This is a genomic window from Mucilaginibacter sp. L3T2-6, from assembly GCF_030519355.1.
GTDB lineage: Bacteria > Bacteroidota > Bacteroidia > Sphingobacteriales > Sphingobacteriaceae > Mucilaginibacter.
This window is the reverse complement of sequence record NZ_JAUMKC010000010.1, coordinates 31,543-56,963: the sequence shown is the minus strand read 5'-3', so window position 1 is coordinate 56,963 and position 25,421 is coordinate 31,543. Positions and strand designations below refer to the sequence as shown.

Genomic DNA, 25,421 nt, shown 5'->3' with positions numbered 1-25,421 from the left:
AAGGGGTAATATTCTTTATCCTACCAACCACTTGCTCTTCGGCAAATACGAAAGCACCTTAATAATTACGTTTGTTATCACAAACGTTGTAAGCGCTATCAGCGGTAGCTTGATGGCAGCGCTTTCAAAATGTGGGTTAAGCAAGGCATAGACAGCGTTTAAAACAATAATGTGGGCCAGATAAACGCCATAACTCTTCGCGGAAATATCGGTAAGGATTTTTACAATGAGCGAATCGGTATTTTTTATAGAGACGTTTTTTAGAATCAGGAATATCCCCGCAGTCATCATTGCGACGTTAATGGTCTCGAAACTCCAGCTAAGTTCTGCTGCGCTGGTGTATTTTTCCACCGGCAGCAGGTGCAAAAAACACCAGGCTGTTATCGTGTATCCTATAATTATTAACAACGCGCCCACATAATAGTTCCATGACCGGGCCTCCAGGCAAAAACGCTTAATGTAGTTGGCGAGTATAACATAGCCCAGGAATCCGGAAAAATAATAGAGCATCGGCGTTTTGTTCCAGTAACATTCCCCCCAAACCGCAGGGAAAGCCAGGTGTATATAAGGCAGCGAAAATGAGATTGCCCAAAGTAACAGGTAAAACTCCATATTCCTGCGGCTGCAGGTTTGCACCCAGTTAGAAATTAAAGGCGCGAACAAATATATACCCAGCAGCATGTAAACAAACCATAAGTGCCCAACATCCACGCCATAGTTCACAGCTATTTTAGCTATATTGATAAACGTTGTCTGTAGGTCTGCCTGTCCCTTAAAATAGTAATAGAACGCATATATAATGCACCATAAAACAAACGGAATAGCCACCCGGCTCATGCGCTTTTTAAAGAAGGCACGCGTATCAGTAATTGGAAACAGAAAATAGCCTGACAGCATCACGAACAATGGCACACAAGTCCTCAGAAAGGAGTTACACCAGCCTACAATATGCGCGTCGGGAGAATTTATTACCGTACCGCCATCTCCGATATAGTAAAATTCGCCGGTATGTATCTGCATTACCATATAACAAGCGAGCACTCTAAGGATATCAAAGCCGTAATGGCGTTTGGCGATGTTTTGGGTGGTCATTTAGGTTGGTCTAATGGTTCAAAGCTTTAAATTTAGAAAACAAGATGATAAAAAAGAGTCCCAGGGTAGATTTAAAAGGCCGGAAAATATTGTCAGCGCTCCTCCATCCAGTTCAAAAAGCTATGTGATTTTTCCTTATTAATCAGCAACTTCTCCGGTGTCTCAATAATCAGCTTTACATACAGCTTGCGCAGAAAATAATGCTCAACCTCTTTAATCGCCTTAAAATTAACCAGGTACTGCCGATTAATCCTAAAAAATTGCTTAGCTGAAACCGACGAGGCAATTGTATCGAGCGATTGATTAAGTGTATACTCCTGACCATCAAAACACATAAGTGAGGCAGCGTCATTGCGAATGTAAAAGAATGCAATGTTATGGGTGTGTACAGTAGTATATTTCTGGTTTTTAAACACCAGAAAACTAGTTTTTTCAGCAGGCTGACTAAGGCGCGACAAAAGGCTCTCCAGCGTATGCGCAGATTTTTGTTGAAAAAAGTTCTTTAATTCATCCACTTTTCTCAATGCATCCGCAATATCATCTTTAGAGAAAGGTTTCAAAATATAATCAACACCATTGCTTTTAAATGCCTCCAGCGAATATTCATCGAAAGCGGTACAAAAAACCACCGGACAAGTAATCTTCACCGATTTAAATATTTCGAACGATAAGCCATCAGCGAGCTGGATGTCCATAAAAATAAGATCAGGCAGAGGACCGTTGCTGAGCATTTCTACTGATTGATCTACGCTTTGGTACTGCCCGATTATCTGTGCATTTGGTTTAAGCTCTTTAATAATGTTTTCGAGCGATTTGGCCGTCCTAAACTCGTCTTCAATAATGATTATGTTCATAAATAAAGGGAAGTATTACCTTGAAGGTTTTGTCATCTTGTACGATCTCAATATTTTTTTTCAAAAAGTGATTGTAGCGCAAACCTATGTTTTTTAAGCCAATACCTGTTGATTTTACACCGCCCTTTTTTGGCTGTAAAACGTTCTCTATAACAATATGCTCATGGTCTTCATAGATAGTAATGTCCAGCGGTCTTTGTGGTGATACTACGTTGTGCTTAATGCAATTCTCAACTAACAACTGAAGTGTAAAAGGCGGAACCAGCGTTTTAAAAGTATCGGGAGTCAACTTGCTGGTAAATGTAAAGCCGCTATCGAAGCGTGCTTTCTGCAGAAAAAGATAAGCATTTACAATTTCCATTTCCTCTTGAACATGTATAAGGTCGAGCCTGCGGCTTTCGAGGGTGAAGCGATAAAAATCAGATAGTTTGAGAATGAAATCTACGGCTTCCGCATCGCCGGCTTCAACCATGGCTTTTAAGGTATTTAAACTGTTGAACAAAAAGTGCGGATTGACCTGCTGTTTTAATAATTCATACTGGGCAGCAAGGTTGTCGCTTTTTATACGTTCCAGTTCCATGCCAACATACTGGTTTTCGTAATTATGCTGAAGCAGATTTAAAAACATATAAAATACGAGATTGATGAGTATGCCACGTACTTCGACCATTAGCATGGTTGGCCCAAAATTAATTTGCGAGAGAATAAGTTGTTGCAGCCAGGCCAAACCAAACATCACTACAAGCCCGAACAACAGTGATTTAAACAACCTGGTATAAGAGATGCCTTGTGCGCGCTTTCTCACGGGCTCGCGTTTGAGCATGAAGATATTGAAATACCACATCAGTATTGCAAAAGAACCGGTAAGCACCGCATTTACGGCAGCCTCGGCAGCGTTAAATTGATGTGCTGCCAATTGCGGCGCCGACGACAGCAAGCCGAGGATAACAGAACTTACCCATATAGTGGTATGCGATACTTTGAACTCCGGATTCTTCATTTATATAATACGGGCTTTAAAGGTAATTATAATGTATAGTAATAGCAGCAGATACGTAAATCGTGATTAATTATGGTTTATATAAAAGCGGAAGCACATTTGCCGTACTCCCGCTTTCATCAAAAAACGCAGATGTTAAACTGTTACATTAATGTCAACATTGATATTGCCGCGTGTAGCTTTTGAGTAGGGGCAGGTTTCATGCGCTGCGCTTACCACGGCCCTGGCCTCATCCGGCGTTAAACCCGGTAAACTTACGTTAAGACGTGCCTGCAGGTAAAACCCGCCATCGCCGGTGCCAAGATCTACCTCTGTATCGACAGCAAGGTTGGCAGGCAACGCAATTTTCAGGCCTGATGCGTTATGCTTCATCGCTCCTATAAAACAGGCCGACCATCCTGCGGCAAACAACTGTTCAGGGTTTGTGCCTGCACCGGGCCCGCCCGGAGTCGAGAGCGTGATGTTTAACCGGCCGTCGCTGCTGCTCGCGTTACCTTCGCGGCCGCCTGTTACATGTAATTTCCCGGTATATAGCACTTTGCTTATCCCGGCGTTTGCAGCATTTCTGCTGCTGATCACATTTTGATTTTCCATTTTTATTTAAAGATTGATCCTATCGATTAAGTTGATTTATTATTTCGTAAAACTGCCGGCCTCAACAATCGCGTCAACAAAGGCTTCCGGTGCTTCCTGGGGCAGGTTGTGCCCGATTCCTCCTTTAATCGTATGATGAGCGTATTTCCCTTTAAAGCGATTTGCATAATCGGCTGGCGACGGATGCGGCGCGCCATTGGCATCACCCTCAAGGGTTACCGCCGGAACTGTTATTGCGGGCGATAGAGCCAGTTTTGCCTCCAGTTCATCGTATTTCGGCTCCCCTTTGGCAAGCCCAAGCCGCCAGCGGTAGTTATGGATCACTATCGCGACGTGGTCGGGGTTATTAAAGGCGGCAGCCGATTGTTTAAAGACCGAATCACTGAATTTCCATTCGGGCGAAGCGGTTTGCCATATAAGTTTGGCAAACGCGGCACGGTTGGCCTGATAACCAGCCTGGCCCCGGGCAGTTGCAAAATAGAATTGATACCACCAGGAAAATTCGGCCTTTGGCGGGAGAGGTGCTTTATTAGCCTGCTGACTGCCGATCAGATAGCCGCTTACAGATACCAGCGCCTCAACCCGTTGGGGCCATAGTACCGCTACTATGTCTGCGGTACGGGCGCCCCAGTCAAAACCACCGATAATGGCTTTTTGTATTTTAAGCGCATCCATTAAAGCTATTACATCTTCGGCCAGCGCTGCTTGTTGTCCATTGCGCGGGGTCTTTGCCGAAAGGAAGCGGGTAGTGCCGTATCCCCTCAGGTAAGGCAAAATTACGCGGTATCCCCTTGCTGCCAGCAGCGGCGCTACTTTTGAATAACTGTGAATGTCGTATGGCCAGCCATGCAGCAGTATTACCGGTTTGCCATTTGCAGGGCCGATATCTGCGTAGCCAATATCCAGCACTCCTGCCTTTATCTGTTTAATTTTTCCGAATGAAGCATCGAAGCGGCTTATGTCCAACGGCGCCTGTTGATTATTGATGTTTTGTGCATGCGTCGCGTGTGAACTGCCTGGCAGCAGTGCGATGAGGATGGCGGCGGCAGCAATTATCATGTTGCGGCCCGCGGTTAAAGTATTTTTCATGATTCAGCGTTTTGTTTGATGAGAGTTTTTAAGCCTGAACAATGTTATAATTTGCTTTTTCTGAGACCCCTGTGCTATAAGCAGCCGGGTAAAGCTTTCTGAACATTGCGTATGTTATAGTGATTGCGGCGAAAGCGATAATTGCATCGATTGTCGGCGCAAAACCCAAGACCATAAGCTTGGAGAAGAATGCGAAAATGATGTCGAAAAAGATTCCCGCAAATACCCACTCTTTCAGACGAAGGAAACGGTTGGGAGTGAGCAGCACGATTACTCCTGATAATTTAGCCACACCAAGGATATAAATAAAGTGTGCCGGATAACCCAGTTTTACGGTAATATCCCAAACGAGGGGATTTTTGGTAAGTTCGAAAAAGCCGCTGGCGCCAAACCAAAGAGAAATAAAAATAGCACCAGACCAGTAAATTGTTTTTAATGTTTTTAAGTTCATGACGTTGTTTGTTTTGATTGCTGACACAAAATTGGCGTAAAACAAACAGCGCCGGGAGCAGATAATGGCCGAAGCGGACACATCAACCCATGAAACGGACATTCACGCTGCCGATTAAGATATTTTTGCTAAAACGGATCTGCGCTGATGAATAGGGCACAGTTCAGCCTGCGGAGTTATGCCAGGTATTCAAGAATGGTTCCTTAAGGCAGGGCCTGTTGAATTTATTCAACGAAGAAAATCTTACTAACAAAAAGCGGGATATGACGCTGAAAACAGCGCTATATCCCGCCTAGTGACCCCGGAGAGATTCGAACTCTCGACCCAATGATTAAGAGTCATTTGCTCTACCAGCTGAGCTACGGAGTCTGGTGTTTTTTTGCTGGGGCTGCAAATAAACGAATTTTTTTTCGAACAGAGATAAGAGAAAAGAGATTAGGGGAAAACTAACCTCCGTCTTCAGCTATCTTAACGATCAGGCCGTCGCATAGAGCTCGTCCCGCTGTTTTTGCACCGCATCGCTTGTGATATATTCGTCATAGCTCATCAGCTTGTCGATAGTACCGCCGGGGGTTATTTCGATGATCCGGTTGGCAACAGTTTGTACCAGCTCATGGTCGCGCGAGGTAAACAGAATAGTTCCCCGGAAATCTTTCATGCCATTGTTCAACGCGGTGATCGACTCCAGGTCGAGGTGGTTGGTTGGCTCGTCAAACATCAGCAGATTTGCCGATTGCAGCATCATCCGGCTGAACATACAACGCATTTTTTCGCCGCCGGAAAGCACTGTTGCTTTTTTCAGTACTTCTTCGCCGCTGAATAGCATTCTGCCCAGGAACCCGCGGATAAACTGGTCGTCCTTGTCGCCGGGCGAATATTCACGCAGCCAATCTATCAGGTTTTCGTCCTTGCCGGCAAAGTAGTCGGCGTTGTCGATCGGGATATCGGCATAATTAATGGTAACACCCCATTTAAATTCGCCTTTATAATCTTTATCCCGGCCGGTCAGGATGTTATACAAAGCCGTAGTAGCTAAGCTGTTTTGCGACAGTATGGCTATCTTATCGCCCTTATTCACCATAAAACGAACGTCGTTGAACAGCAGTTCGCCGTTTAATGATTTGCTAAGCTTTTCGACCTGTAATATCTGGTCACCGGCTTCGCGGCCCTGGTTATTAAAGATAATGCCGGGGTACTTGCGGTTCGACGGCTGTATCTCATCGAGGTTGATCTTATCCAACGCCTTCTTACGGCTGGTAGCCTGTTTTGATTTTGATGCGTTAGCGCTGAAACGGCGGATGAACTCCTGCAGTTCCTTCACCTTATCTTCGGCCTTTTTATTCTGCTCTGCACGCTGCCTCAATGCCAACTGGCTCGATTCGTACCAGAAGGTATAGTTGCCGGTAAAGATGGTCATTTTACCAAAATCTATATCCACCACATGCGTACAAACCGTATCAAGAAAGTGCCTGTCGTGCGATACTACCAGTACAATAGCCTCATAACTTGCCAGGAAGTCTTCCAGCCAGCTTACAGTATGTATATCAAGGTCGTTGGTGGGCTCATCCAGCAGTAAGATATCGGGCTTGCCAAAAAGCGCCTGCGCTAACAATACACGTACTTTTTGGGTATTATCAAGGTCTTTCACCAGCTGATAATGGAATTCTTCTTTTATGCCCAGGTTACTCAATAGGGTAGCGGCATTGCTTTCGGCGTTCCAGCCGTCCATTTCAGCAAACATGTTTTCCAGTTCACCGGCACGCTCGCCGTCGGCGTCATTGAAATCTTCCTTCAGGTAAATGGCGTCTTTTTCCTTCATAACGGCATACATTTCTTTATGCCCCATCATCACAGCCTCAATAACGGTAAATTCATCAAAAGCATAGTGATTTTGGCTCAGTACTGCCATGCGTTCGCCGGGAGTAAAGCTTACTGATCCGCTGGTTGGGTCAACTTCGCCCGAAAGGATCTTAAGAAAGGTAGACTTTCCGGCTCCGTTGGCGCCGATTATGCCATAACAGTTACCCTGCGTAAATTTCAGGTTAACATCTTCAAAAAGTGTGCGTTTGCCGTAGCGTAAAGATAAATTGGATACCGTAATCATTGCCGCAAAGGTACGGCTAAATGCCTTAATTTATTAACATTCGCCCGAATAATAGTTTTTAAGTTGCCCTTAACTGTTGTAACAAACATGTTACAACCTCGTTTTATACCTATAAATCGCTGTTTTGGCTATGAAAAATATGAGTTGGAACAAATGTTAATAAATTACCCGCTTTATTCTTAACAAATACTTTGAAATTAAGTAACACGTAATTACCTTGTAATGTTTTTAATCCCTAATTAATAAACGAAAGATGGTAATCGTAGTAACATTATTATTTGTTATTAATGTACTTGCGGTAATGGTTCATTTAAGGGCAAAAAGCGAATATTAATTTACTTGCTTGCTTTTAACTGAGTCGCCCCGCAGTACTTAACCCAAAAGAAAAATCAAGCTATTGGCTTCGTGTTCGGTGAGTTTTTTCAACTGACCGGACACGGCCATTTTCATCATCAAATTTAACTCCGCGTTTATTGTAAAGGTTACTTCCGTGTCCTGTCCGGATGGCTTCAATTCCCACATCAGTTCCATTTCGAAAGGCGGTTTCTCAGCCGGCACAATCTTTATTTGTTCGTTTACTGTCCTGCTGTCAACCTTAAGGCTAAGACTGATCATGCCCCTAATATTAAAACTGGCTTCGTTGTAAGTTGATTTCCAATCGCCAATATCTTCTGCGGGCATTAATTTCTGATGATTGTTCATATCGGCCAGAAAGTCAAATACCTTGGTCGCTGGCTGGTGTACAGTTACTTTATTTTGAAAGGTGTTCATGGTGTAGTTTGCGGTAAGCACTTTGCAGATCAATATCAGCTGACAGATAAAACTGCCAACTGCACTTATCAACTGTCAGCTAAATTTAGCGACCCCAGTTAGACGGATCTTCGCGCCATTTTGTTAATAGCTCGACATCCGCTTCACTGATGTATTGATTTTCTGCGGCATATTTTATCAGCGCGCTATAATTTGAAAGCGTAAAGAAAGGGCAATTTGCATTTTTGAAATTTTCGGTTGCGACGTCAAAACCATAGCTAAAAATTGCAGCCAGGCCAGCAACGTCGTATCCGGCATCACGCAAAGCATTTACAGCTTGCAGACTGCTTTTGCCCGTTGATATCAAATCTTCAATAACAACGGCTCTTTTGCCTGATAATGAGGAATCACCCTCAATGAGACTGCCCGTACCATGTTCTTTGGGTTTTGAACGGACGTATATAAAAGGCAGGCCTAATTCCTGTGCTACAAGCGCCCCCTGGGGTATACCGGCAGTAGCGACGCCGGCTATAACGCCAACCGAACCGAATTCTTCCTGGATTAAACGGGTTAGCTGTTGCCTTATATAGGTGCGTATAGTAGGATGGGAAAGCGTGATGCGATTATCGCAATAAATGGGCGATTTCCACCCACTGGCCCAGGTAAAAGGATTATTAGGTTGTAATTTTATTGCTTTAATTTGCAGCAAAAATTCAGCAACTTGCTGCGCTATCTCGGTATTATCAAACATGGCCCAAAAATACAGAATTTATATTAACGAAAAAGTTATTCTACTAACAGGAAAGGAACCAAAAAGGGTTGCTGATTACAAACGAATTGATACAGAGGCATTTGATCTTAAGATGGCTTATTCATGGGTTCTTAATCACCCAAGTAAGCTTTTTTACGTGCTGTGTGACGATGTAAAAGCCTTTTTTAAAACTGTTAAGAAAAGTGTTATCCTTATCGAGGCGGCAGGCGGATTGGTAAAGAACGAAACAGGCCACTATCTTTTCATCTTCCGCAATAATAAGTGGGACCTGCCCAAAGGAAAGATTGAAAAACAGGAGGGCGTAAAGGAAGCTGCTGTACGCGAAGTGGAAGAAGAATGCGGCATCAAGGTGACCCGGCTGGATGAACTTATCTGCAAAACTTACCACTCCTATATCAATAAGGGCGAAGTAGTACTTAAGAAAACCTACTGGTACAATATGCGTACCCGTGGCCAAAAAGATTTGAAACCGCAAACGGAAGAGGGAATAACCGATGTGCGCTGGTTCAATAAAGATCACATCAGCCCGATAATTGAAAATACCTTTCCATCGATTATGGATGTACTGGTGAAGGAGAAATTAGTAGAAAGGGTGCGGTAGTTCATTGCTGATAGTTCATGGCAGTCGTAATTTCACATACTGGCGAGTTTTGGTTATTGTCTGTATGTTTCGCCAATGAACTATGAATTATGAACCGACTATAAAAACGGCAGCGCCTCCTTTGGAATAAACTGGCTGACATCACCATTATAGCGCATAACTTCGCGTACGATACTTGAGCTGATTGATGAATACCCCGGCTTGCTTACAATAAAGATGCTTTCGATTTCAGGATCAAGTGAGTGGTTCATTTGGGCGATGGCTTTCTCATACTCAAAATCCGATACGGTACGTATGCCGCGGATCATATAAGCAGCGCCTATGCTTTTACAAAAGTTTACGGTTAACCCCTCATAGGCTATGATATGGATGCGGTCGTCATGGCCAAATACAGCCCGCAAAAGCTCTTCCCTCTTTTCAACACTTAACAGGCCGGCCTTGGTGCTGTTTACGCCGATGCCAATGTAAAGCTTATCGAATAAGCCGACTGAACGTTTTACAATGTCAACGTGGGCTTTGGTAACCGGGTCGAACGAGCCGGGAAAAAGGGCAATTTTCATAGCTGAGCCTTATATACGGGTAAAGTTATAAATCAAAATCAAGCCTGCACAATATTTCGGTAAAATGCATCGCGTAAATCGGCACATTCGCAACAATAGGCCATACTTGCCCGTAATAGGCATATTCAAAAGCTATGAAATATCACATCAAGCTGCTGCGGCCAAAAGACTGGGCTAAAAACCTTTTTCTTTTTGTCCCGTCTTTTTTTGCGAAGCATATATTTACCGCCTCGAATACAATTTTGCTGGTGGCCGGGTTTATTGCTTTTTGCTGTATTGCCAGCAGCATTTATATCATCAATGATTACCGGGATATCGAGGACGACCGCAAACACCCCACCAAATCAAAACGCCCGCTGGCCTCCGGCAAAGTTAAGCCATCACATGCTATTGTAATGTTAGTAGTACTGATCATCCTCGGTACAGGCTTTGGCTACGCTGCGAATCCGGGTTTGGGATTTTTGCTGGTGCTGGGCGTATATTTCTTATTAAATCTGGCGTACTCGTTCGGTTTAAAAAATATAGCAATACTGGACATGCTGATCCTTTCCGCAGGTTTTGTGTTCAGGGTTAAAGGCGGGGGGATCATCACCCATACCGACACTACCGAATGGATGATCATTATGACCTATCTGCTTGCGATGTTTATGGCGCTTGGTAAACGCCGTGATGATTTGTTATTGAAAGAAACCTCGGGTACTGAAATGCGTAAATCGGTGAACGGCTATACCATGGAATATTTAAACCTGATGCTCGGCCTGTTCAGCGCGATAATTATTGTTGCATACATCAGTTACACGCAATCGCCCAAAACCATTAACAGGCTGGGCACTTATCGCCTTTATTATTCAAGCGTGTTTGTTATTGCCGGGATTATGCGATATATGCAGATAGTGTTTGTAAACAAAAACGCCGGTTCACCAACGGAAGTATTGTACCGCGACCGCTTTATACAAATAACCATTTTGTTATGGATAGCGAGCATTTATGTTATTTTATATATGTTGCCGCATACCCCAATTTTTTTACCCGATGGAAAAGCCGCTTACTAGCTGGGGCCGTTACCCGGTTGTTGAATGCAACCAGGAGAGTTTTGTTTTTACAGAACAACTTGAAAAGCTGGCAGACAGGAGCGAGGACTTCATTCCGCGTGGAAATGGTCGCAGCTATGGTGATTCAGCTTTAGGCAAACGGGCTTTAACGACGCTAAAGTTCGACAAGATACTATCATTCGATACGGCTAAAGGTGTGTTTGAGTGCCAGCCAGGCATTACCTTAAGCGATGTGCTGCAGGTGATTGTGCCGCAGGGCTGGTTTCTTAGGGTTACGCCCGGCACCAAGCTGATTACCGTGGGCGGGGCCGTTGGCAGTAATGTGCACGGCAAAAACCACCGTACGGAAGGTTCATTCTCCAGGCATATCATCGATATGGATGTAAGGCTGGCATCGAACGAGGAGATAACTTGTTCGCCAACTCAGAATACAGATTTATTTGAGGCTACATGCGGAGGAATGGGTCTTACGGGTATGGTTACCCGGGTAAAGTTCAGGCTAAAGAAAATTGAGACATCTTACATTCGTCAAAAACAAATTAAGGCTCAAAATCTGGATGAGCTGCTGTCGCTGTTTGATAAATATCAGCATTATAGCTATACGGTGGCCTGGATTGACTGCCTTACGAAAGGTAAAAATTCTGGCCGGGGCATTTTAACAGTGGGCGAACATGCGGCTTTCAGCGAGCTTATTGAAGAGCAAAAGAAAGAACCTTTAAAACTTCCATCAAATAAAAAGCTGAACTTTCCATTCACGCTGCCTGCATGGGTACTAAATACCTTTACGGTTAAAGCCTTTAACTTTTTATATTACCTGAAGAACTATAAAAAAGAAATGGATTCGGTGGTTTTGTATGACCCTGTGTTTTATACGCTGGATGCTATAAACAACTGGAACCGTATGTACGGCAAAGCCGGTTTTGTACAATACCAGTTTGTAATGCCATTGGAATCCAGGCAAGGGTTGGTGGAGATTTTAAACCGGATAGGCGAAAAAGGCATGGGCTCTTTCCTTACCGTATTGAAAGTGTTAGGAAAGCAGGAGAGCATGATCTCCTTTTGCCGGGAAGGTTATACCTTGGCGCTTGATTTTCCATTGCGCAAGGGCGTATTGGAGTTCCTGGATGAACTGGATGAAATAGTACTTAAATACGGCGGACGGATTTACATTACTAAAGATGCCCGCATGAAACCGGATATGCTGAAAAACTACCCCGAGCTGGATAAGTTTAAGGATATCGTAAAGAAATATAACCCGGATGGAAAAATCAGGTCGGCACAATCTGACCGCTTATTATTAACAGAACCTAAATAATACACATGGAGACGGTATTGGTACTTGGCGCAACATCTGACATCGGCATCGCGATAGCGAGAAAGTTTGCCGCCGCTGGTTATAATATACAATTGGCTGCCCGCAAACCTGAGCAATTGGATGCAGTTAAATCGGATATTGAAATCCGGAGCGGGGTAAGCTGCAGCACGCATGCGTTCGACGCCGTGAAATATGACAGCCATGCTGCCTTTTTCAATGGGATAAAGCCCGATATTACTATTGCTGTTTTTGGTACGATGTACGAGGAAGAGGATGCTTTTAATGACTGGTCGCTCGCCGAAACAATGATCAACACCAATTACACCGGCGCCGTTTCGATCCTCAATATAGCCGCAAGACATTATACGACGCAACAAAGAGGAACTATTATCGGTATCAGTTCTGTTGCCGGAGATAGGGGCAGAGCCAGTAAACTGGTCTATGGTAGCTCGAAGGCCGCTTTCAGTGCCTATTTGGCCGGGCTTCGCAATAAATGCTTTAAGGATAATGTGCACGTGATGACCGTAAAACCGGGCTTCGTATACACCCGCATGACAGAAAACCTTAAACTGCCTGCTCCGCTTACATCTACACCGGATGAAGTTGCCACAATTGTTTATAACGGATTTAAGGCAGGCAAAAACACGATCTATGTAAAATGGTTTTGGAGATATATTATGCTTATCATAAAAAATATTCCTGAGTTTCAATTTAAAAAGATGAAGCTGTGAAAAAGATAGCCTTTTTTGATTTCGACGGAACCATAACTACGAAAGACACTTTGCTGGAGGTTATAAAGCACCAAAAGGGCAAGATATTGTTTTACACCGGCTTTCTGTTAAATGCGCCCACCCTGATTGGTTTGAAGCTGAAAATGGTATCAAACCAAAAGGCGAAGGAACGGATGCTCCGTTATTTCTTTAGCGGAATGAATATCGCGGCATTTCAGCAAGCCTGCAATAAGTTTGTCGACGAAGTGTTGCCGGCGATGATTCGCATGGATGCAATAGAAGAAATACAAAAGTTAAAAGCAGAGGGTTTTGAAGTGGTTGTTGTATCCGCTTCGCCAACAAACTGGATACAGAAATGGACCGACGCAAATGGCCTGGGACTTATTGCCACAAATCTGCAGTACATCGACAAGACCCTTAGCGGTTACATCGATGGCGTGAACAACAACGCCGAAGAAAAGGTAGCCCGCATTAAAGCAGTTTACAACCTGGCTGAATACGACGAGATCTATTGCTACGGCGATTCATCCGGGGATAAGCCGATGCTTGCTCTGGGCACCAAAGCATTTTATAAGCCATTCAGAAAAAAGTAAAAATAGTCGTTATTGCGGGGCTTACCTGGCGTAAATGCCATACGCTTATTCCTCATCAAACTATCCTTTTTAAGTTCAAGCGATATTAGTGTAAATGAGTCGTTTTTAAACAGCAGCTTATCAGTGGCAAAGCGAGGAGTTTTGTATTTAGCGTAATCCTTTTTTGTAAGCAATACCAGGCTCACCCCATAATCATTAAAGAGTTTGGCCGCGTCCCCGGGCTGATTTGTGGTGAGGTAATTCAACATCGTATTACGGTCGGCTTCGCGTTTATCATAGCTGACGTATGGGTTGGAGAAAAAAGTCTCCACGGATACCATCTTTATGGCTGTTGGCATTACCGGAAAGAGTGATAAGTCATGTTCGCAAAGCAATACCTTATTTAAGGGCACATTTTTGCTGATAAAATTGTAGATTTCTATTTTATCGGTTTCGCTTCCTTTGGCTATTGCATCTTTTCTGGCTTCCATAAAATCAGCTCTGTGTACATAAATGGGATAATAGCATGCTGCATACAATAGCACTGCCCCGACAAAAAGCCCGGCTGAGTGAGTAAAATAGATCTCCTTTTTAGTAACCTTAGTCAGCCATACCGAAGCTTGTTGCAGGATAAAGATAAAGCCGAACGCAAAGAAGACAGACTGCAGGACCTTTAGATAAAAAAAGTAGTGGAAAGCAGGGATGGTATCAGGCAGATGTATATTACCAAGGCGGTCGAGCGTCGGAACCAACGATTCATATACATACATAAAAGCCGTAATAACCAGCCAACTGAATACTATTCTGCGGATAAGTTTATTATCGTACTTTAAATAGAACCAGATGAGGCCAATAAGCGCAATCAGCAGGCTAAAAGAAATATTGGCTTCAACGAGCCTGGCCCATTCTTTTCGTGCAAAAATCCCGGGCGCACATTCCAGGATGGCGCGGTTGACAAAATGAAAACCGTATTTACCCCAAACAAAATAGAGAAACGGAAATGCACATAGTATAAACGGTATTACGGTAACAACTCCTTGCAACACATAGCGGGTAATGGCCTTATATTCTTTTTGCCTGATTGCTGAAAAAACATTTTGCAATTGGAGCACAACCATTATCAGAATGATCAATATGGCAGGGGCAGAATGTCCCAAAAAAGTTATGCCTATAGACGCGCCAAGCAGGATAAACCACCGCATTTGCTGCGTTGAGCAGGCCTGGTAACAAAGTATTATATTTATATAAAACAGGAACTGCACAAATGAATCGGATATAAGCCAGGGGGAATAGGTTGCACCACCCCAACACGGCAAGTTCCCGGCTGCCAGGAAAAGAAATGAAAGCAAAGCGGCCAGCGCGGCCTTATAGTCAAAGAGCTTCGCTACCATCAGGAAAAAGAAAACAGGCCCGAGGACATTTAAAAATGCACCCGCACGTATCACTGCGATGTTAATTGGAAGGCCTGTTAGTTTTACAATTAATGTTTCTGATAAGAAAAGAAGCGGATTATACCACATATACTCGCCGGCATAGTTTGCGTCCTGCCCATAATGCCCGCTTAAGGTTGTGCGGATATAAGCTATATCACGGTCGAAGTCGGGCTCTCCGCCCCAGTGTAAATCGTGTATAGTTCTGTAACATTGCACCATGGCAGCAAGTATCATCACAATGCAAGCTACCCAATATTTGGTGTTGTCTTTTAACCGCATGTTTTGCGTTTCGGCTTTAATTTTAATCATCAGGGGATATGATTACGGGAATTAATAATACGCTTTATACTACTAATTTTGCTTTTTAGTTACATTTAATTGCCGAAAAATGAGAATGATGAATGTCCGTATTTACGCTGTTCGACAAAGGCAGGGTGACCAGATAGATTTTGCATAGACTGGTGTTCAACTATCAATAAGCCACCTGGCAAAAGCAATTCACGGTCAAATATTAGTTTAGGCAATTCAGGAATGCGGTTAAGGTCATACGGCGGGTCTGCAAAAATCAGGTCGAATTTATCACTCTCCAGCAGCAGGTACTTAAAAACGTCATCCTTGTAAACTTTGATGTTATTTAATTCATGCTGGCGCGCCGCGTCCTTCAGGTAATTAACACAATGAATGCTGCGGTCGACAGAAACAACCTGGGCTGCACCGCGTGAAGCAAATTCCATGGAAATATTGCCAGTACCGCTAAACAAGTCGAGCACGCGGATGCCTTCAAACTCAATTTTATTTTGCAGGATATTGAAAAGTGCCTCTTTTGCTAAATCAGTGGTAGGGCGAACCGGTAAGTTTTTAGGCGGATTAAGTCTTAACCCTCTCAAACAGCCGCCTATGATGCGCATAGTGACAGAGCAGAAAGCGACAATAGCTTGTGAGACTGTACCTGTCCAGGCAGTTCCAACACTTTTAGCGGATTGAGTTCAATTTTGGGGAAGAAATAAGCGAGCCTGGTTAGGTTTTTATCGCCGGCAGCAACATCACCGCTGATGACAAGCGTGATGCTTTGTGGCTTTAAATTCAGTTCTTCGGCAACGAATGTGGTGAAATAAGCCAGCTCGTCTTCCGCTTTAAACTCGAAAACATTATAAAAACGTAATGTATTTAACGAAAAATATAGAAAATGCGCCTTATCATTTGCGACCTCGATATACAGATTCGAGTTTGGCGGATTTGTCCTGGCAATCGCTTTTATCCAACCTTTAGCAGTATACACCGTATGTTGCAAACCAAATTTTTGAACTGGGGATATTAAATCATCACCTGTTTTATAAATGATAGCGTTGATATCGTCCAGGGACTGCGCAAAAACTTTTTCGTTGTCCCTGACATCGAGGAAACGGGCAAAACCTGAGACCCTTTCTTCCTGAAAAAGCGAATTAGGGATAAGCGTTAACGCCGATGCAGGCATGCCAATAACAAGTTTTTTATAAGTAGCTGACAGCAAGTCATTAAGCGTACGTGGCTGCGAAAGTTCCTGCAAATCGCAGTTTTGCGCCGTAACTAATAACTGCCTATCGTTTACAACGGCGTAATTAAAGGAAGCCGCCTCAACCTGGAGTAATAAAGTGTAGTTATAAGCCTGGTGCAGGCTGAAGCTACTGTCGGTATAATTGTTATTGTCGCTCATGCAGATGAGCAAAAGTAATTAATTTTTGTTATTTGCCATTCGCAATATAAACGCCAAATTTTAGCAGGGTAATTAAATTAACCAAACGTGTTCCTTCTCGTCAAACAAAAAGACAGTGGCACTCAACAGTTTAACGTCCAAGCGAAGGGTGAGTAATAAAATCTGCACGGACAGTTTTGTCTTTTAACGAGGCGTCGGGCCTCACTTCTGGCTTCAACAGCCTGTTTACCGCAGGCTGTACCCAATTCTCGAGACCGTAGGCAATGATGGCAATAAAAGGCAGGCACAGCAAAGCATATAACCATACCTGGTGTATCAATTTTGAAAGCACGAATACAACCGTATAATGACTTATGTAAAGCGAGTAGGAATACTTCCCGGTAACAGTACCAGTATTGTGCATAAAAGATTTTAGTCCCTCTTTTAAATTAAGCTTCTCAATCACATAAAATATACCCATATAAACGTATGGCAATGTGCTGTATACGATTGTATTTTTAAGAGGCATGTACCGGATGGTAAGCGCGCCAATCACCAACAGTGTGTGCGGTATAACCAGGTAACTCAGCTTTATTTTTTTGCCTGAAGGGGGTAACTGCAGGCAATAGCGTAAAAACGGTGCAGCAAAAATGGCAAAAATAAAATACTTGAGCGGGTCGTAGAAATTGGGAGAAAACTGCATTCTCGAAATAAGCGGTAATATGCCAAGGCTAAAAAGAACTGCGTATTTTTCGATATAAAAACGATTATAATATTGATAGACATAATAACCAGTTATCCAGGTTGCCGAAAATGCAAATATGGCTATGATGTGGGTAAGAGCGTCGCGCTGCGTATGAATGAAGAATAGCGGGATTGCGGCAAGCGACAGCAATAGCCAGGCGAACATCTTTTTTTGCTGATGGCGGCCTATGGTAAAAGCAAACAAAATATAAAAGGCCATCTCAAACGAGAGCGACCATACCGGAAGGTTACTTTGGATACTGGTTGACACATAGCCCATATAATCTTTCATGGTGCTAACCATCAGAAAGTTACCTATAATATCTTTGACAGGAGGGAGCGCAGCGTGTGTAATATATAATGCCGCGATCGCCAGCAACAGCCCAATGACAAATTGCGGATAAATTCGCCCGAACCTGTTACTGATAAATGCTGTAAATGTTTTTGGCCTGCGTGATTCTGACAGGTTGATTACCAGTCCCGAAAGCATAAAAAAGATAATGAGGGCGTCTGTTCCCCAGTAAGCAGTAAGATGTGTCGGATGTCCGGTTGGCGCCAGGAATGCCATATGCCAGCCGATAATGAAGATAGTTGCCGCTCCTCTGAAAAATTCGAGATAAATTTTTTTCATCGCTTAAGGTTTAGGTAGCTTTAATATTCTGCATACTGCTCTTTTATTCTCTTTACGAATAAACAGAACTGAATGTTACGAACCTTTTTCAACCGGGCGGTTAAATTAATAGTAACAGTTTTTTATAAATTAGCCAAACGGATTAACTTATTCATAATTTTATCGTTAATTAAGCTTACTCAATCAATTAACGAAAAACGAGGTGTCCGAACCCATTATCAGAGCATTTCCCCATGAGCCTACCGCACAGCAGTTAGAGCTGTTTGAGAAACTGCATGGTTTCCTGACCAGTAACGACGGTGATGAATGCTTTATATTGAAAGGTTATGCCGGCACGGGCAAAACCACTATACTTGGCGCATTAACCAAGGCCCTCCGGGTTTATAATTTTAAATATGTGCTGCTTGCTCCAACTGGCAGAGCAGCTAAAGTGATTACAGCTTATTCCGGCCGCAAGGCGTTTACCATCCATAAAAAAATCTATCGCAAGAAGGCGGCATTTAATATCGACGAAGGGTTTTCGATAGGGGAGAACCTTGCAGAAAATACATTATTTATTGTTGACGAGGCTTCTATGATTTCGGATGATATAGGCATAGGGCATAAAGCATCCTTATTGTATGATCTGGTGAATTATACCTATAACACCAAAAACTGCAAGCTAATGTTAGTTGGCGACACGGCGCAGCTGCCGCCGGTGGGTTCGGATGATAGTCCGGCACTAAATCCAAAGCTGATGAAAGACCGGTTCGGCCTTGATATTTATACTTATGAGTTAACCGATGTATTGCGCCAGCAGAAAGATTCAGGCATTTTGTATAATGTTACTAAAGTACGTAATATCATTCGCCTGGGTAAAGAAAAGATGCCCCAGATCATCACCAAGGGTTACAAGGATGTTTATCACATGCGCGGCGATATGCTGGAAGAAGGGCTTAACTACGCCTACAATAAATATGGCAACGATAATACCCTGGTGATTTGCCGCTCAAATAAAAATGCCAACGCTTACAACCGGCAAATCCGTAACCGGATTTTATACCGTGAGGAAGAACTAACCGGCGGCGACCAAATTATGATAGTAAAAAACAACTATTTCTGGATGGCCGAAAAGGAGGAAAGCAGCACCGATTTTATAGCTAACGGCGACATTGCACGCATAAAAAAAGTACGCCGGTTTGAGGACATGTATGGCTTTCGCTTTGCTGACGTTCAAATGGAGTTTACCGACTATGCCGAAGACCCTGTTATCGACTGTAAAGTTATGCTCGATACACTTTATACTGACGCGCCGGCCTTGCCGCAGGATGAACAAAAGCGTTTTTACGAAGAAGTAATGAAAGACTATGAGCATATCCCTGCCAGGCGCGATAAATGGAAAGAGTTGAAGCAAAATCCCTATTATAATGCTTTACAGATAAAATTTGCCTACGCCATTACCTGCCACAAAGCCCAGGGCGGCCAATGGGGTGCGGTTTTTATAGACCAGGGGTATCTTACCGACGAAATGGTAAATACAGATTTTCTTCGCTGGTTTTATACTGCCTGTACCCGGGCTATCAGCGAGTTGTACCTCGTTAATTTTAACAAACAATTCTTTGTAAAAGGCGAAGACGATGAATAGCTGCTGAATATGTTAGCTTAGTGGTTTGATTAATACTTAATTATTACGATTGTGACAACCAATTTGCAATGGGGTTGTTATAAACCGTAGCAATGAAGTCGAAGGCGTTTATTTACATTTCTTTAGCGGTCGATTTGATAATTGCGGCGTCCAAGTTTACAGCTGCCGCTTTTACGGGTAGTTCGTCCATGGTTTCAGAGGGCATTCACTCTATAATAGATGCGATAAGCCAATTGCTGCTGATCTGGGGCATAAAAACCAGCGCACGAAAACCCGATCTGACCAGGCCGTTCGGTTATGGCAAAGAACTTTACTTCTGGTCGTTCATTGTATCCCTGCTGATATTTGTGATGGGCGGCTGCGTGTCTGTTTACCAGGGCATTATACATATAAACAGCCCAAACCCCGATAGCAATCAAGGCTGGGATTACGCCGTACTAGGCATAGCTTTTATATTTACGGCCATATCATTGAATGCCGCAAAAAAAGAGTTTAACCGGGAACGGGGTAAAATATATTTCTGGAAAGCAATTATCCAGACCAAAAATCCATCGACAATAATTGTTCTGCTAGGCGACGTTGGAGATATGCTGGGGCTGATCATTGCCTTTGCCGGCGTATTTCTCGGGCACTTGTACCGAAATCCGTATTATGATGTCGCTGCCTCTATCGTAATTGGCGTTATAATGATAGCGATCAGCGCCTTGCTGGTTCGCGAAAGCAAAAGCCTGCTGCTGGGCGAGTCAACCAGCAGAACAACATTGAAAAAAATAATATTGCTTGCCCAGGCGGACGACGCTGTTATTAAAGTAAAAAAACACTTCAGCACCTATATGTCGCCGGAAGAGGTTCTTTTACAGCTGAATACTGTTTTTAAAGATAACCTCACCACCCGGCAAATTACTGATGCTATTGAAAGGATAACCAAGGCGATACAAACGGACTTCCCGCGGATAAAACAAATATTTATCGAGCCGGTGAAATAAGGTTATGGGCGGACAGTGGGATGGCGTTACGTAACAATTCATTGCTCACACCTCACCACTCATCAAATTTTTTTATGTTTATCTCGTTTTAAAAACTATTATGCAGGAAACTATTTTGTCCCGCCTCGAGGCATCGCGTAAGGAACTTTTAGATCTGGGTTTGCGCAATCCTTTACTTAATTACAAAGCATCAAAGGCCAGGGGATTACACGTCATACAGGAGAAATCGGTTTATATTTATGACATCCTGGTGAAACAGAATAAATCAATGACCTTTTTGGGGATGCCCGAAAAAACAGGGGCGGGGCAAGAGGGTCTGTTTCCTGAATTATCACAGCCGGAGTTGCAGGAAACTTACCGGGATACTAAACTGCAAACCGATGAAATTGATCTGAAACTTCAGTCGAAGCTGTTAAACACGTATTATTTTGCGAGAACCAGCATTGAGGAACAGGGGGTAAATACACTCTATCTATCATTAGGAATGCTGAATTGGTACGAAAACGGTAACGATGACGACGTCCGGCTGGCGCCATTGCTGCTGATCCCGGTTTCCCTGGAACGTTCAAGTGCTAATGAAAGATTCAGGCTAAGGTATTCGGGTGTAGAAATTGGCGGCAATCTGTCGTTGCAGGCTAAAATGCTGAGTGATTTCAATATTTCGATACCAGACATGCCTGATGCGGAGGAATTTGATATTAAGGCATATTTTGAGGATATCAGCAGCCGAATTGGCCGGCAACCTAACTGGAAAGTGGATGAAGATGCTATAGAGCTGGGCTTTTTCTCGTTTGGCAAATTTATGATCTACCACGACCTGGATAGCAGCAAGTGGCCTAAGGATGAGCAGCCGGCCAATCATCCTAATATCAATGCGCTTTTTACGGACGGATTTAAAGACAAAGAGCCAACCGCTACCGAAGAAGATTATTTAGATACCGACACACCGGCCAATGATCTTTTTCAGGTGGTTGATGCCGATAGCTCGCAGGTTCTGGCGATGCTTGCCGTACATGAAGGCCGCAATATGGTGATACAGGGGCCGCCGGGAACAGGCAAATCTCAGACCATCACTAACATGATTGCTAATGCTATTGGCCAGGGGAAAAAGGTATTATTCGTGGCGGAGAAAATGGCAGCGCTTGACGTGGTAAAACGCCGGCTGGACGCTATTAACCTGGGCGAGGCCTGCCTGGAGCTGCACAGCCACAAAGCCAACAAAAAAGAATTGCACGAAGAACTAAAACGCGTGCTGGAATTGGGTAAGCCTACTTTTAATGCTTTGCAACAGGAACTTGCCTTATTGCAAGCTTACCGTAGCGAGCTGAACGAATATTGTGCCGCCATTAATAATGCAATTATTGGCAGCGGTCTGTCGGCACAAAAAATAATCGGCTTTTTATTATCGATTGGCAAAACGGCGTCGCAGATACATTTGCCCAAAATACCGCTCGAACAAATAGAGCAATGGGACGCTGCGAGAATGAGTAAAGCCGAAGCTATGGCCGACAGGATACAGGCGCGGTTAAATGACACCGGAACGCCCTCAAAGCTATTATTCTGGGGCAGTAAGTTAACTGTGTTATTGCCTCATGAAGAGCAGCCTGTTCAGCAAATGCTTTCGAAAGCATTGCAGAATTTGATCGCTTTACAGCAGGAACTGGAAAATGTTGCGGCGGAATTTGGCGTATCATCGCCCAAGAACCGGATTGGCACTACAGACTTGCTGGAGCTTTGCAAACGGGCAGCACAGGCTCCTGATCTGAAAGGCATCACCATAAAAACCGATGCATGGCTGCATAATCAGCATGATATTAGTGAGCTGATTGATACCGGTAAACGCTTCGCCGCCTTACGCCGCGAATACGACCATATATTAATTCCCGAGGCCTGGACACAAAATGTACTGGAGATTCGCCAGAACCTGATAGCTTACGGCGACAAATGGTATAAATTTATGATTGGCGCGTACGGGCGGACTAAAAAGCAGCTGGCGGCAATGAGCAAAATACCGCTGCCACCGGGCACCGCTGAAAAGGTTGCCATGGTTGACGCCATATCCGAATCGCGCCGGCTGGAGCAGACGCTGAATGAACTTGAGCCGCTAGCCGGGAAACTATTCGGAAGCAGGTGGATGAAACAGCGGTCGGACTGGGACGCTTTGTCAAAAATAGCTGCTTACATGGCAGAGCTGCAATTTACCATTGCCGATTCGTCGATTCCACAAGCGATTTTGGATTACCTTACTAAAAATGAAAACGGGGACAGCGCTAAGGCCAGCCTTGATAAGCTTTCCTCTCAAATAAATGAGCAGCAGCAGAGCCTGCAGACAGTGCTGGATAAACTGCAGGTTGATTTAGCGGTGAGAATGCCGGAAACAACACTGGAACGCCTCTATTATCATGCGCAGCAACAAACTATAGAAAGCTGGATAAGCCGCTTCCCTGAATTACAAAAAACCATTGCATGGAATAATTTGACGAAAATGGCGGCGGAAGAAGGGTTTTCGAGTTTAATCAGCGCTTCGTTAAACTGGGAGGGTGCAGTTGAGCATTTGAAAACTGCTTTGCAAAAAACCTGGTACGAATACTTGATAGAGCAGGCATTTAACTATAATCCGGCCCTGATAAAATTTGAGCGCGCCAGCCACGAAGAAGTTATTGAAAAGTTTAAAAAGCTAGACTTACTGAACCTGCATTATAACCGTGCGCGTGTAGCCCTTAAGCATTGGGAAGGGGTGCCGAGGCAGCAGGCAGGCGGACAGGTAAACATACTGCGCAGTGAATTCAACAAAAAATCGAGGCTGATGCCCATCCGTAAACTGATATCGGAGGCAGGGGCGGCCATACAGGCTATTAAGCCGGTGATAATGATGAGTCCGATGTCTATCGCGAACTTTTTTGCGCCGGGAAGCATAGAATTTGACCTTGTAATTTTTGACGAAGCCAGCCAGGTTCGCCCGGTTGAAGCGCTTGGCGCAATAGCGCGGGCTAAGCAATTGGTTGTGGTGGGCGATTCCAAACAATTGCCCCCAACCAGCTTCTTCGACAAAATGAACACTGACCTGGAAGATGAAGACAACGTAACCGCCGACCTGCAAAGCATTCTGGGCATGTGCGATGCGCAAGGTGCGCCGCAGCGGATGTTAAGGTGGCACTACCGCAGCCGCCATGAATCCCTTATCAACTTGTCGAACAAAGAGTTTTATGAAGACAAACTGGTGATATTTCCAAGTCCCGGGTCAAAAACAAGACTTGGTTTAGTGTTTCACTATCTTGAAAATGCGGTATACGACCGTGGCAAAACACGTACCAATCCGATTGAGGCCGAGGCTGTTGCGGATGCCGTGATACAGCATGCCGTTAATAACCCTAAACAAAGCCTGGGCGTGGTGGCATTCAGCACTTCGCAAATGCAGGCCATCCAGAATGCACTTGAAAGCCGCCGCCGCAAGCATCCTGAGGTCGAGAATTTCTTCCGCAGCCACATACATGAGCCATTTTTTGTAAAGAATCTTGAAAATGTGCAGGGCGATGAGCGCGATGTAATTTACATCAGTATCGGCTATGGTAAAACTGAAGAGGGCAAAGTCCCCATGAGCTTCGGCCCCCTGAATAATGAGGGCGGCGAACGCCGGTTGAACGTATTGATAACCCGCGCCAAACTGCGCTGCGAGGTGTTTACCAATATCACTTCAGAAGACATCAAACCAACAGAAAGTACCAAATTTGGCATCCGCGCACTGAAAAGCTTCCTGTATTTTGCACAGCATGGCCGGTTTGATGAAGGCGGCGATGTTATTGTAACGCAAAAACGCCCGTTTGAAGACCAGGTTGCTGATGAACTGACTGCCAAAGGCTATATCGTAAGGAAGAAAGTAGGCTCCGACGCATTTTATATTGATTTAGCTATAGTTGACCCGCAGAACCCGGGACGTTACATCATCGGTATCGAGTGCGATGGCGACGCTTATGCCTCAGCAAAGTCCGCCCGTGACCGCGACCGCTTGCGCAAACAGGTGATGGAAACGATGGGCTGGAAAATATTCCGTATCTGGAGCACCGATTGGTTCCGTAATCCAAAACAAGAACTCGACAGGCTGGTAAATGCCATTGAAAAGGCTAACCAAAACGTTGCCGACAACGATGCTGATACCGATGAACAACCGGTTAATGATGCTGTGATTGTAAATCGTGAAAAAAGTGAAGAAGTCAAGAATGGCGCTGCCGCTTATAAGCTAACCCAACTGCCGCGTGAAGTGGCTAAACAAGAATTACACTTGCATTCGTTTGCCAAACTGGCCGGCTGGATAACTGAAATCGTTAACACGGAGGGCCCGATTCATGAAGATGAAATGGCACATCGCCTTGCCGAAGCCGGCGACGTTAGTAAAATGACTTCAAGGGTGAAATATACCATAACCCAGGCTACACAATTTGCTAAGGATAACAAAATGATCAACGCAAAAGGCGATTTTCTTTGGCCGGTTGATATGGAAACACCGGTTATAAGGGACAGGAGCGACTTCCCGCCATCATCAAAAAAACTGCAGTACATCGCCCCGGAGGAAATAGATTTGGCGATTCAGAAAGTAGTGGAGGATGCTATCGGTATACAACCTGAGGCGGCGGTACCATTTGTTGCTAAAATGCTGGGCTTTGGCAGGGTTACGGAAGATTTGAAAGATGATATTCTGCATGCCATTGAATTGAGTCTGGATAAAGACCATGTGTATATGGACGGGGAGTTTTTGAAGAAGAGCTGATATATTGCGGAAAGGTTGGCGCACGCTCT

22 protein-coding genes and 1 tRNA gene are annotated in these 25,421 nt (G+C 44.2%); 8 read left to right on the top strand and 15 right to left on the bottom strand.

Going from position 1 to position 25,421, the window contains the following annotated elements:
- Nucleotides 1-15: 15 nt before the first annotated feature.
- The 10 genes from Q3W13_RS12700 to pyrE form a co-directional block, all read right to left on the bottom strand.
- Nucleotides 16-1,092, bottom strand: a complete 1,077-nt coding sequence (locus tag Q3W13_RS12700; RefSeq protein ID WP_302864385.1) for an acyltransferase — start codon at nt 1,090-1,092, stop codon at nt 16-18.
- 92 nt (nt 1,093-1,184) lie between these two features.
- A complete protein-coding gene (locus tag Q3W13_RS12695) occupies nt 1,185-1,946 on the bottom strand; it encodes a LytTR family DNA-binding domain-containing protein (protein ID WP_302864383.1) in 762 nt (253 codons plus the stop codon).
- The gene (locus Q3W13_RS12690) at nt 1,927-2,946 is read right to left on the bottom strand and encodes a sensor histidine kinase (protein WP_302864382.1); all 1,020 of its coding nucleotides are present in this window, start codon (nt 2,944-2,946) and stop codon (nt 1,927-1,929) included. The genes Q3W13_RS12695 and Q3W13_RS12690 overlap by 20 nt, the downstream gene beginning before the upstream one ends.
- A gap of 135 nt (nt 2,947-3,081) precedes the next feature.
- Entirely contained in the window at nt 3,082-3,540 is a 459-nt protein-coding gene (locus Q3W13_RS12685) for an organic hydroperoxide resistance protein (RefSeq protein ID WP_302864381.1), read from the bottom strand.
- 39 nt (nt 3,541-3,579) lie between these two features.
- A complete protein-coding gene (locus tag Q3W13_RS12680) occupies nt 3,580-4,629 on the bottom strand; it encodes an alpha/beta fold hydrolase (protein WP_302864379.1) in 1,050 nt (349 codons plus the stop codon).
- 28 nt (nt 4,630-4,657) lie between these two features.
- Complete coding sequence (locus tag Q3W13_RS12675) at nt 4,658-5,107, bottom strand: DoxX family protein (protein ID WP_302864378.1); 450 nt, start codon at nt 5,105-5,107, stop codon at nt 4,658-4,660.
- Nucleotides 5,108-5,376: 269 nt separating this feature from the next.
- Nucleotides 5,377-5,449, bottom strand: a tRNA-Lys gene (locus Q3W13_RS12670).
- Between the two features lie 106 nt (nt 5,450-5,555).
- Complete coding sequence (locus tag Q3W13_RS12665) at nt 5,556-7,184, bottom strand: ABC-F family ATP-binding cassette domain-containing protein (protein ID WP_302864377.1); 1,629 nt, start codon at nt 7,182-7,184, stop codon at nt 5,556-5,558.
- Nucleotides 7,185-7,556: 372 nt separating this feature from the next.
- Nucleotides 7,557-8,027 carry an SRPBCC family protein gene (locus Q3W13_RS12660; protein WP_302864376.1) on the bottom strand — a complete coding sequence of 157 codons (471 nt, stop codon included), beginning with the start codon at nt 8,025-8,027 and terminating at the stop codon, nt 7,557-7,559.
- Nucleotides 8,028-8,040: 13 nt separating this feature from the next.
- On the bottom strand, nt 8,041-8,685 hold the full coding sequence (gene pyrE, locus Q3W13_RS12655) for an orotate phosphoribosyltransferase (protein ID WP_302864375.1): 645 nt from the start codon (nt 8,683-8,685) through the stop codon (nt 8,041-8,043).
- Between pyrE and Q3W13_RS12650 the strand changes: the two genes are divergently transcribed.
- Complete coding sequence (locus Q3W13_RS12650) at nt 8,684-9,307, top strand: NUDIX domain-containing protein (RefSeq protein WP_302864372.1); 624 nt, start codon at nt 8,684-8,686, stop codon at nt 9,305-9,307. The two genes, pyrE and Q3W13_RS12650, sit on opposite strands and share 2 nt — an antisense overlap.
- 98 nt (nt 9,308-9,405) lie before the next feature.
- On the opposite strand, the gene coaD is transcribed toward Q3W13_RS12650, so the two are convergent.
- Nucleotides 9,406-9,867, bottom strand: coding sequence for a pantetheine-phosphate adenylyltransferase (coaD, locus tag Q3W13_RS12645; protein WP_302864371.1), 462 nt, complete (start codon nt 9,865-9,867; stop codon nt 9,406-9,408).
- Nucleotides 9,868-10,001: 134 nt separating this feature from the next.
- On the opposite strand from coaD, the gene Q3W13_RS12640 reads away from it, so the two are divergent.
- The 4 genes from Q3W13_RS12640 to Q3W13_RS12625 are packed head-to-tail and all read left to right on the top strand — an operon-like array spanning nt 10,002 to nt 13,558.
- Nucleotides 10,002-10,919, top strand: a complete 918-nt coding sequence (locus Q3W13_RS12640) for a decaprenyl-phosphate phosphoribosyltransferase (RefSeq protein WP_302864369.1) — start codon at nt 10,002-10,004, stop codon at nt 10,917-10,919.
- The gene (locus Q3W13_RS12635) at nt 10,900-12,234 is read left to right on the top strand and encodes an FAD-binding oxidoreductase (protein WP_302864367.1); all 1,335 of its coding nucleotides are present in this window, start codon (nt 10,900-10,902) and stop codon (nt 12,232-12,234) included. Before Q3W13_RS12640 ends, Q3W13_RS12635 begins: the two co-directional genes overlap by 20 nt.
- A gap of 5 nt (nt 12,235-12,239) precedes the next feature.
- Nucleotides 12,240-12,965, top strand: a complete 726-nt coding sequence (locus tag Q3W13_RS12630) for an SDR family oxidoreductase (protein ID WP_302864365.1) — start codon at nt 12,240-12,242, stop codon at nt 12,963-12,965.
- Nucleotides 12,962-13,558, top strand: a complete 597-nt coding sequence (locus Q3W13_RS12625) for an HAD family hydrolase (protein ID WP_302864364.1) — start codon at nt 12,962-12,964, stop codon at nt 13,556-13,558. The genes Q3W13_RS12630 and Q3W13_RS12625 overlap by 4 nt, the downstream gene beginning before the upstream one ends.
- On the opposite strand, the gene Q3W13_RS12620 is transcribed toward Q3W13_RS12625, so the two are convergent.
- The 4 genes from Q3W13_RS12620 to Q3W13_RS12605 form a co-directional block, all read right to left on the bottom strand.
- The gene (locus Q3W13_RS12620) at nt 13,534-15,279 is read right to left on the bottom strand and encodes a hypothetical protein (RefSeq protein WP_302864362.1); all 1,746 of its coding nucleotides are present in this window, start codon (nt 15,277-15,279) and stop codon (nt 13,534-13,536) included. The genes Q3W13_RS12625 and Q3W13_RS12620 overlap by 25 nt on opposite strands.
- Nucleotides 15,280-15,344: 65 nt before the next feature.
- A complete protein-coding gene (gene rsmD, locus Q3W13_RS12615) occupies nt 15,345-15,878 on the bottom strand; it encodes a 16S rRNA (guanine(966)-N(2))-methyltransferase RsmD (protein ID WP_302864361.1) in 534 nt (177 codons plus the stop codon).
- A complete protein-coding gene (locus tag Q3W13_RS12610) occupies nt 15,866-16,663 on the bottom strand; it encodes a DUF3822 family protein (RefSeq protein ID WP_302864359.1) in 798 nt (265 codons plus the stop codon). The genes rsmD and Q3W13_RS12610 overlap by 13 nt, the downstream gene beginning before the upstream one ends.
- Nucleotides 16,664-16,793: 130 nt before the next feature.
- A complete protein-coding gene (locus Q3W13_RS12605) occupies nt 16,794-18,017 on the bottom strand; it encodes an acyltransferase (protein ID WP_302864358.1) in 1,224 nt (407 codons plus the stop codon).
- Nucleotides 18,018-18,219: 202 nt separating this feature from the next.
- Here Q3W13_RS12605 and Q3W13_RS12600 point away from each other — a divergent pair, with 202 nt between their 5' ends.
- The 3 genes from Q3W13_RS12600 (at nt 18,220) to Q3W13_RS12590 (ending at nt 25,392) form a co-directional block, all read left to right on the top strand.
- Nucleotides 18,220-19,641, top strand: a complete 1,422-nt coding sequence (locus Q3W13_RS12600; RefSeq protein ID WP_302864356.1) for an ATP-dependent RecD-like DNA helicase — start codon at nt 18,220-18,222, stop codon at nt 19,639-19,641.
- A 92-nt stretch (nt 19,642-19,733) separates the two neighbouring features.
- The gene (locus tag Q3W13_RS12595) at nt 19,734-20,627 is read left to right on the top strand and encodes a cation diffusion facilitator family transporter (protein WP_302864355.1); all 894 of its coding nucleotides are present in this window, start codon (nt 19,734-19,736) and stop codon (nt 20,625-20,627) included.
- A gap of 100 nt (nt 20,628-20,727) precedes the next feature.
- The gene (locus Q3W13_RS12590; RefSeq protein ID WP_302864354.1) at nt 20,728-25,392 is read left to right on the top strand and encodes a DUF3320 domain-containing protein; all 4,665 of its coding nucleotides are present in this window, start codon (nt 20,728-20,730) and stop codon (nt 25,390-25,392) included.
- Nucleotides 25,393-25,421 lie beyond the last annotated feature (29 nt).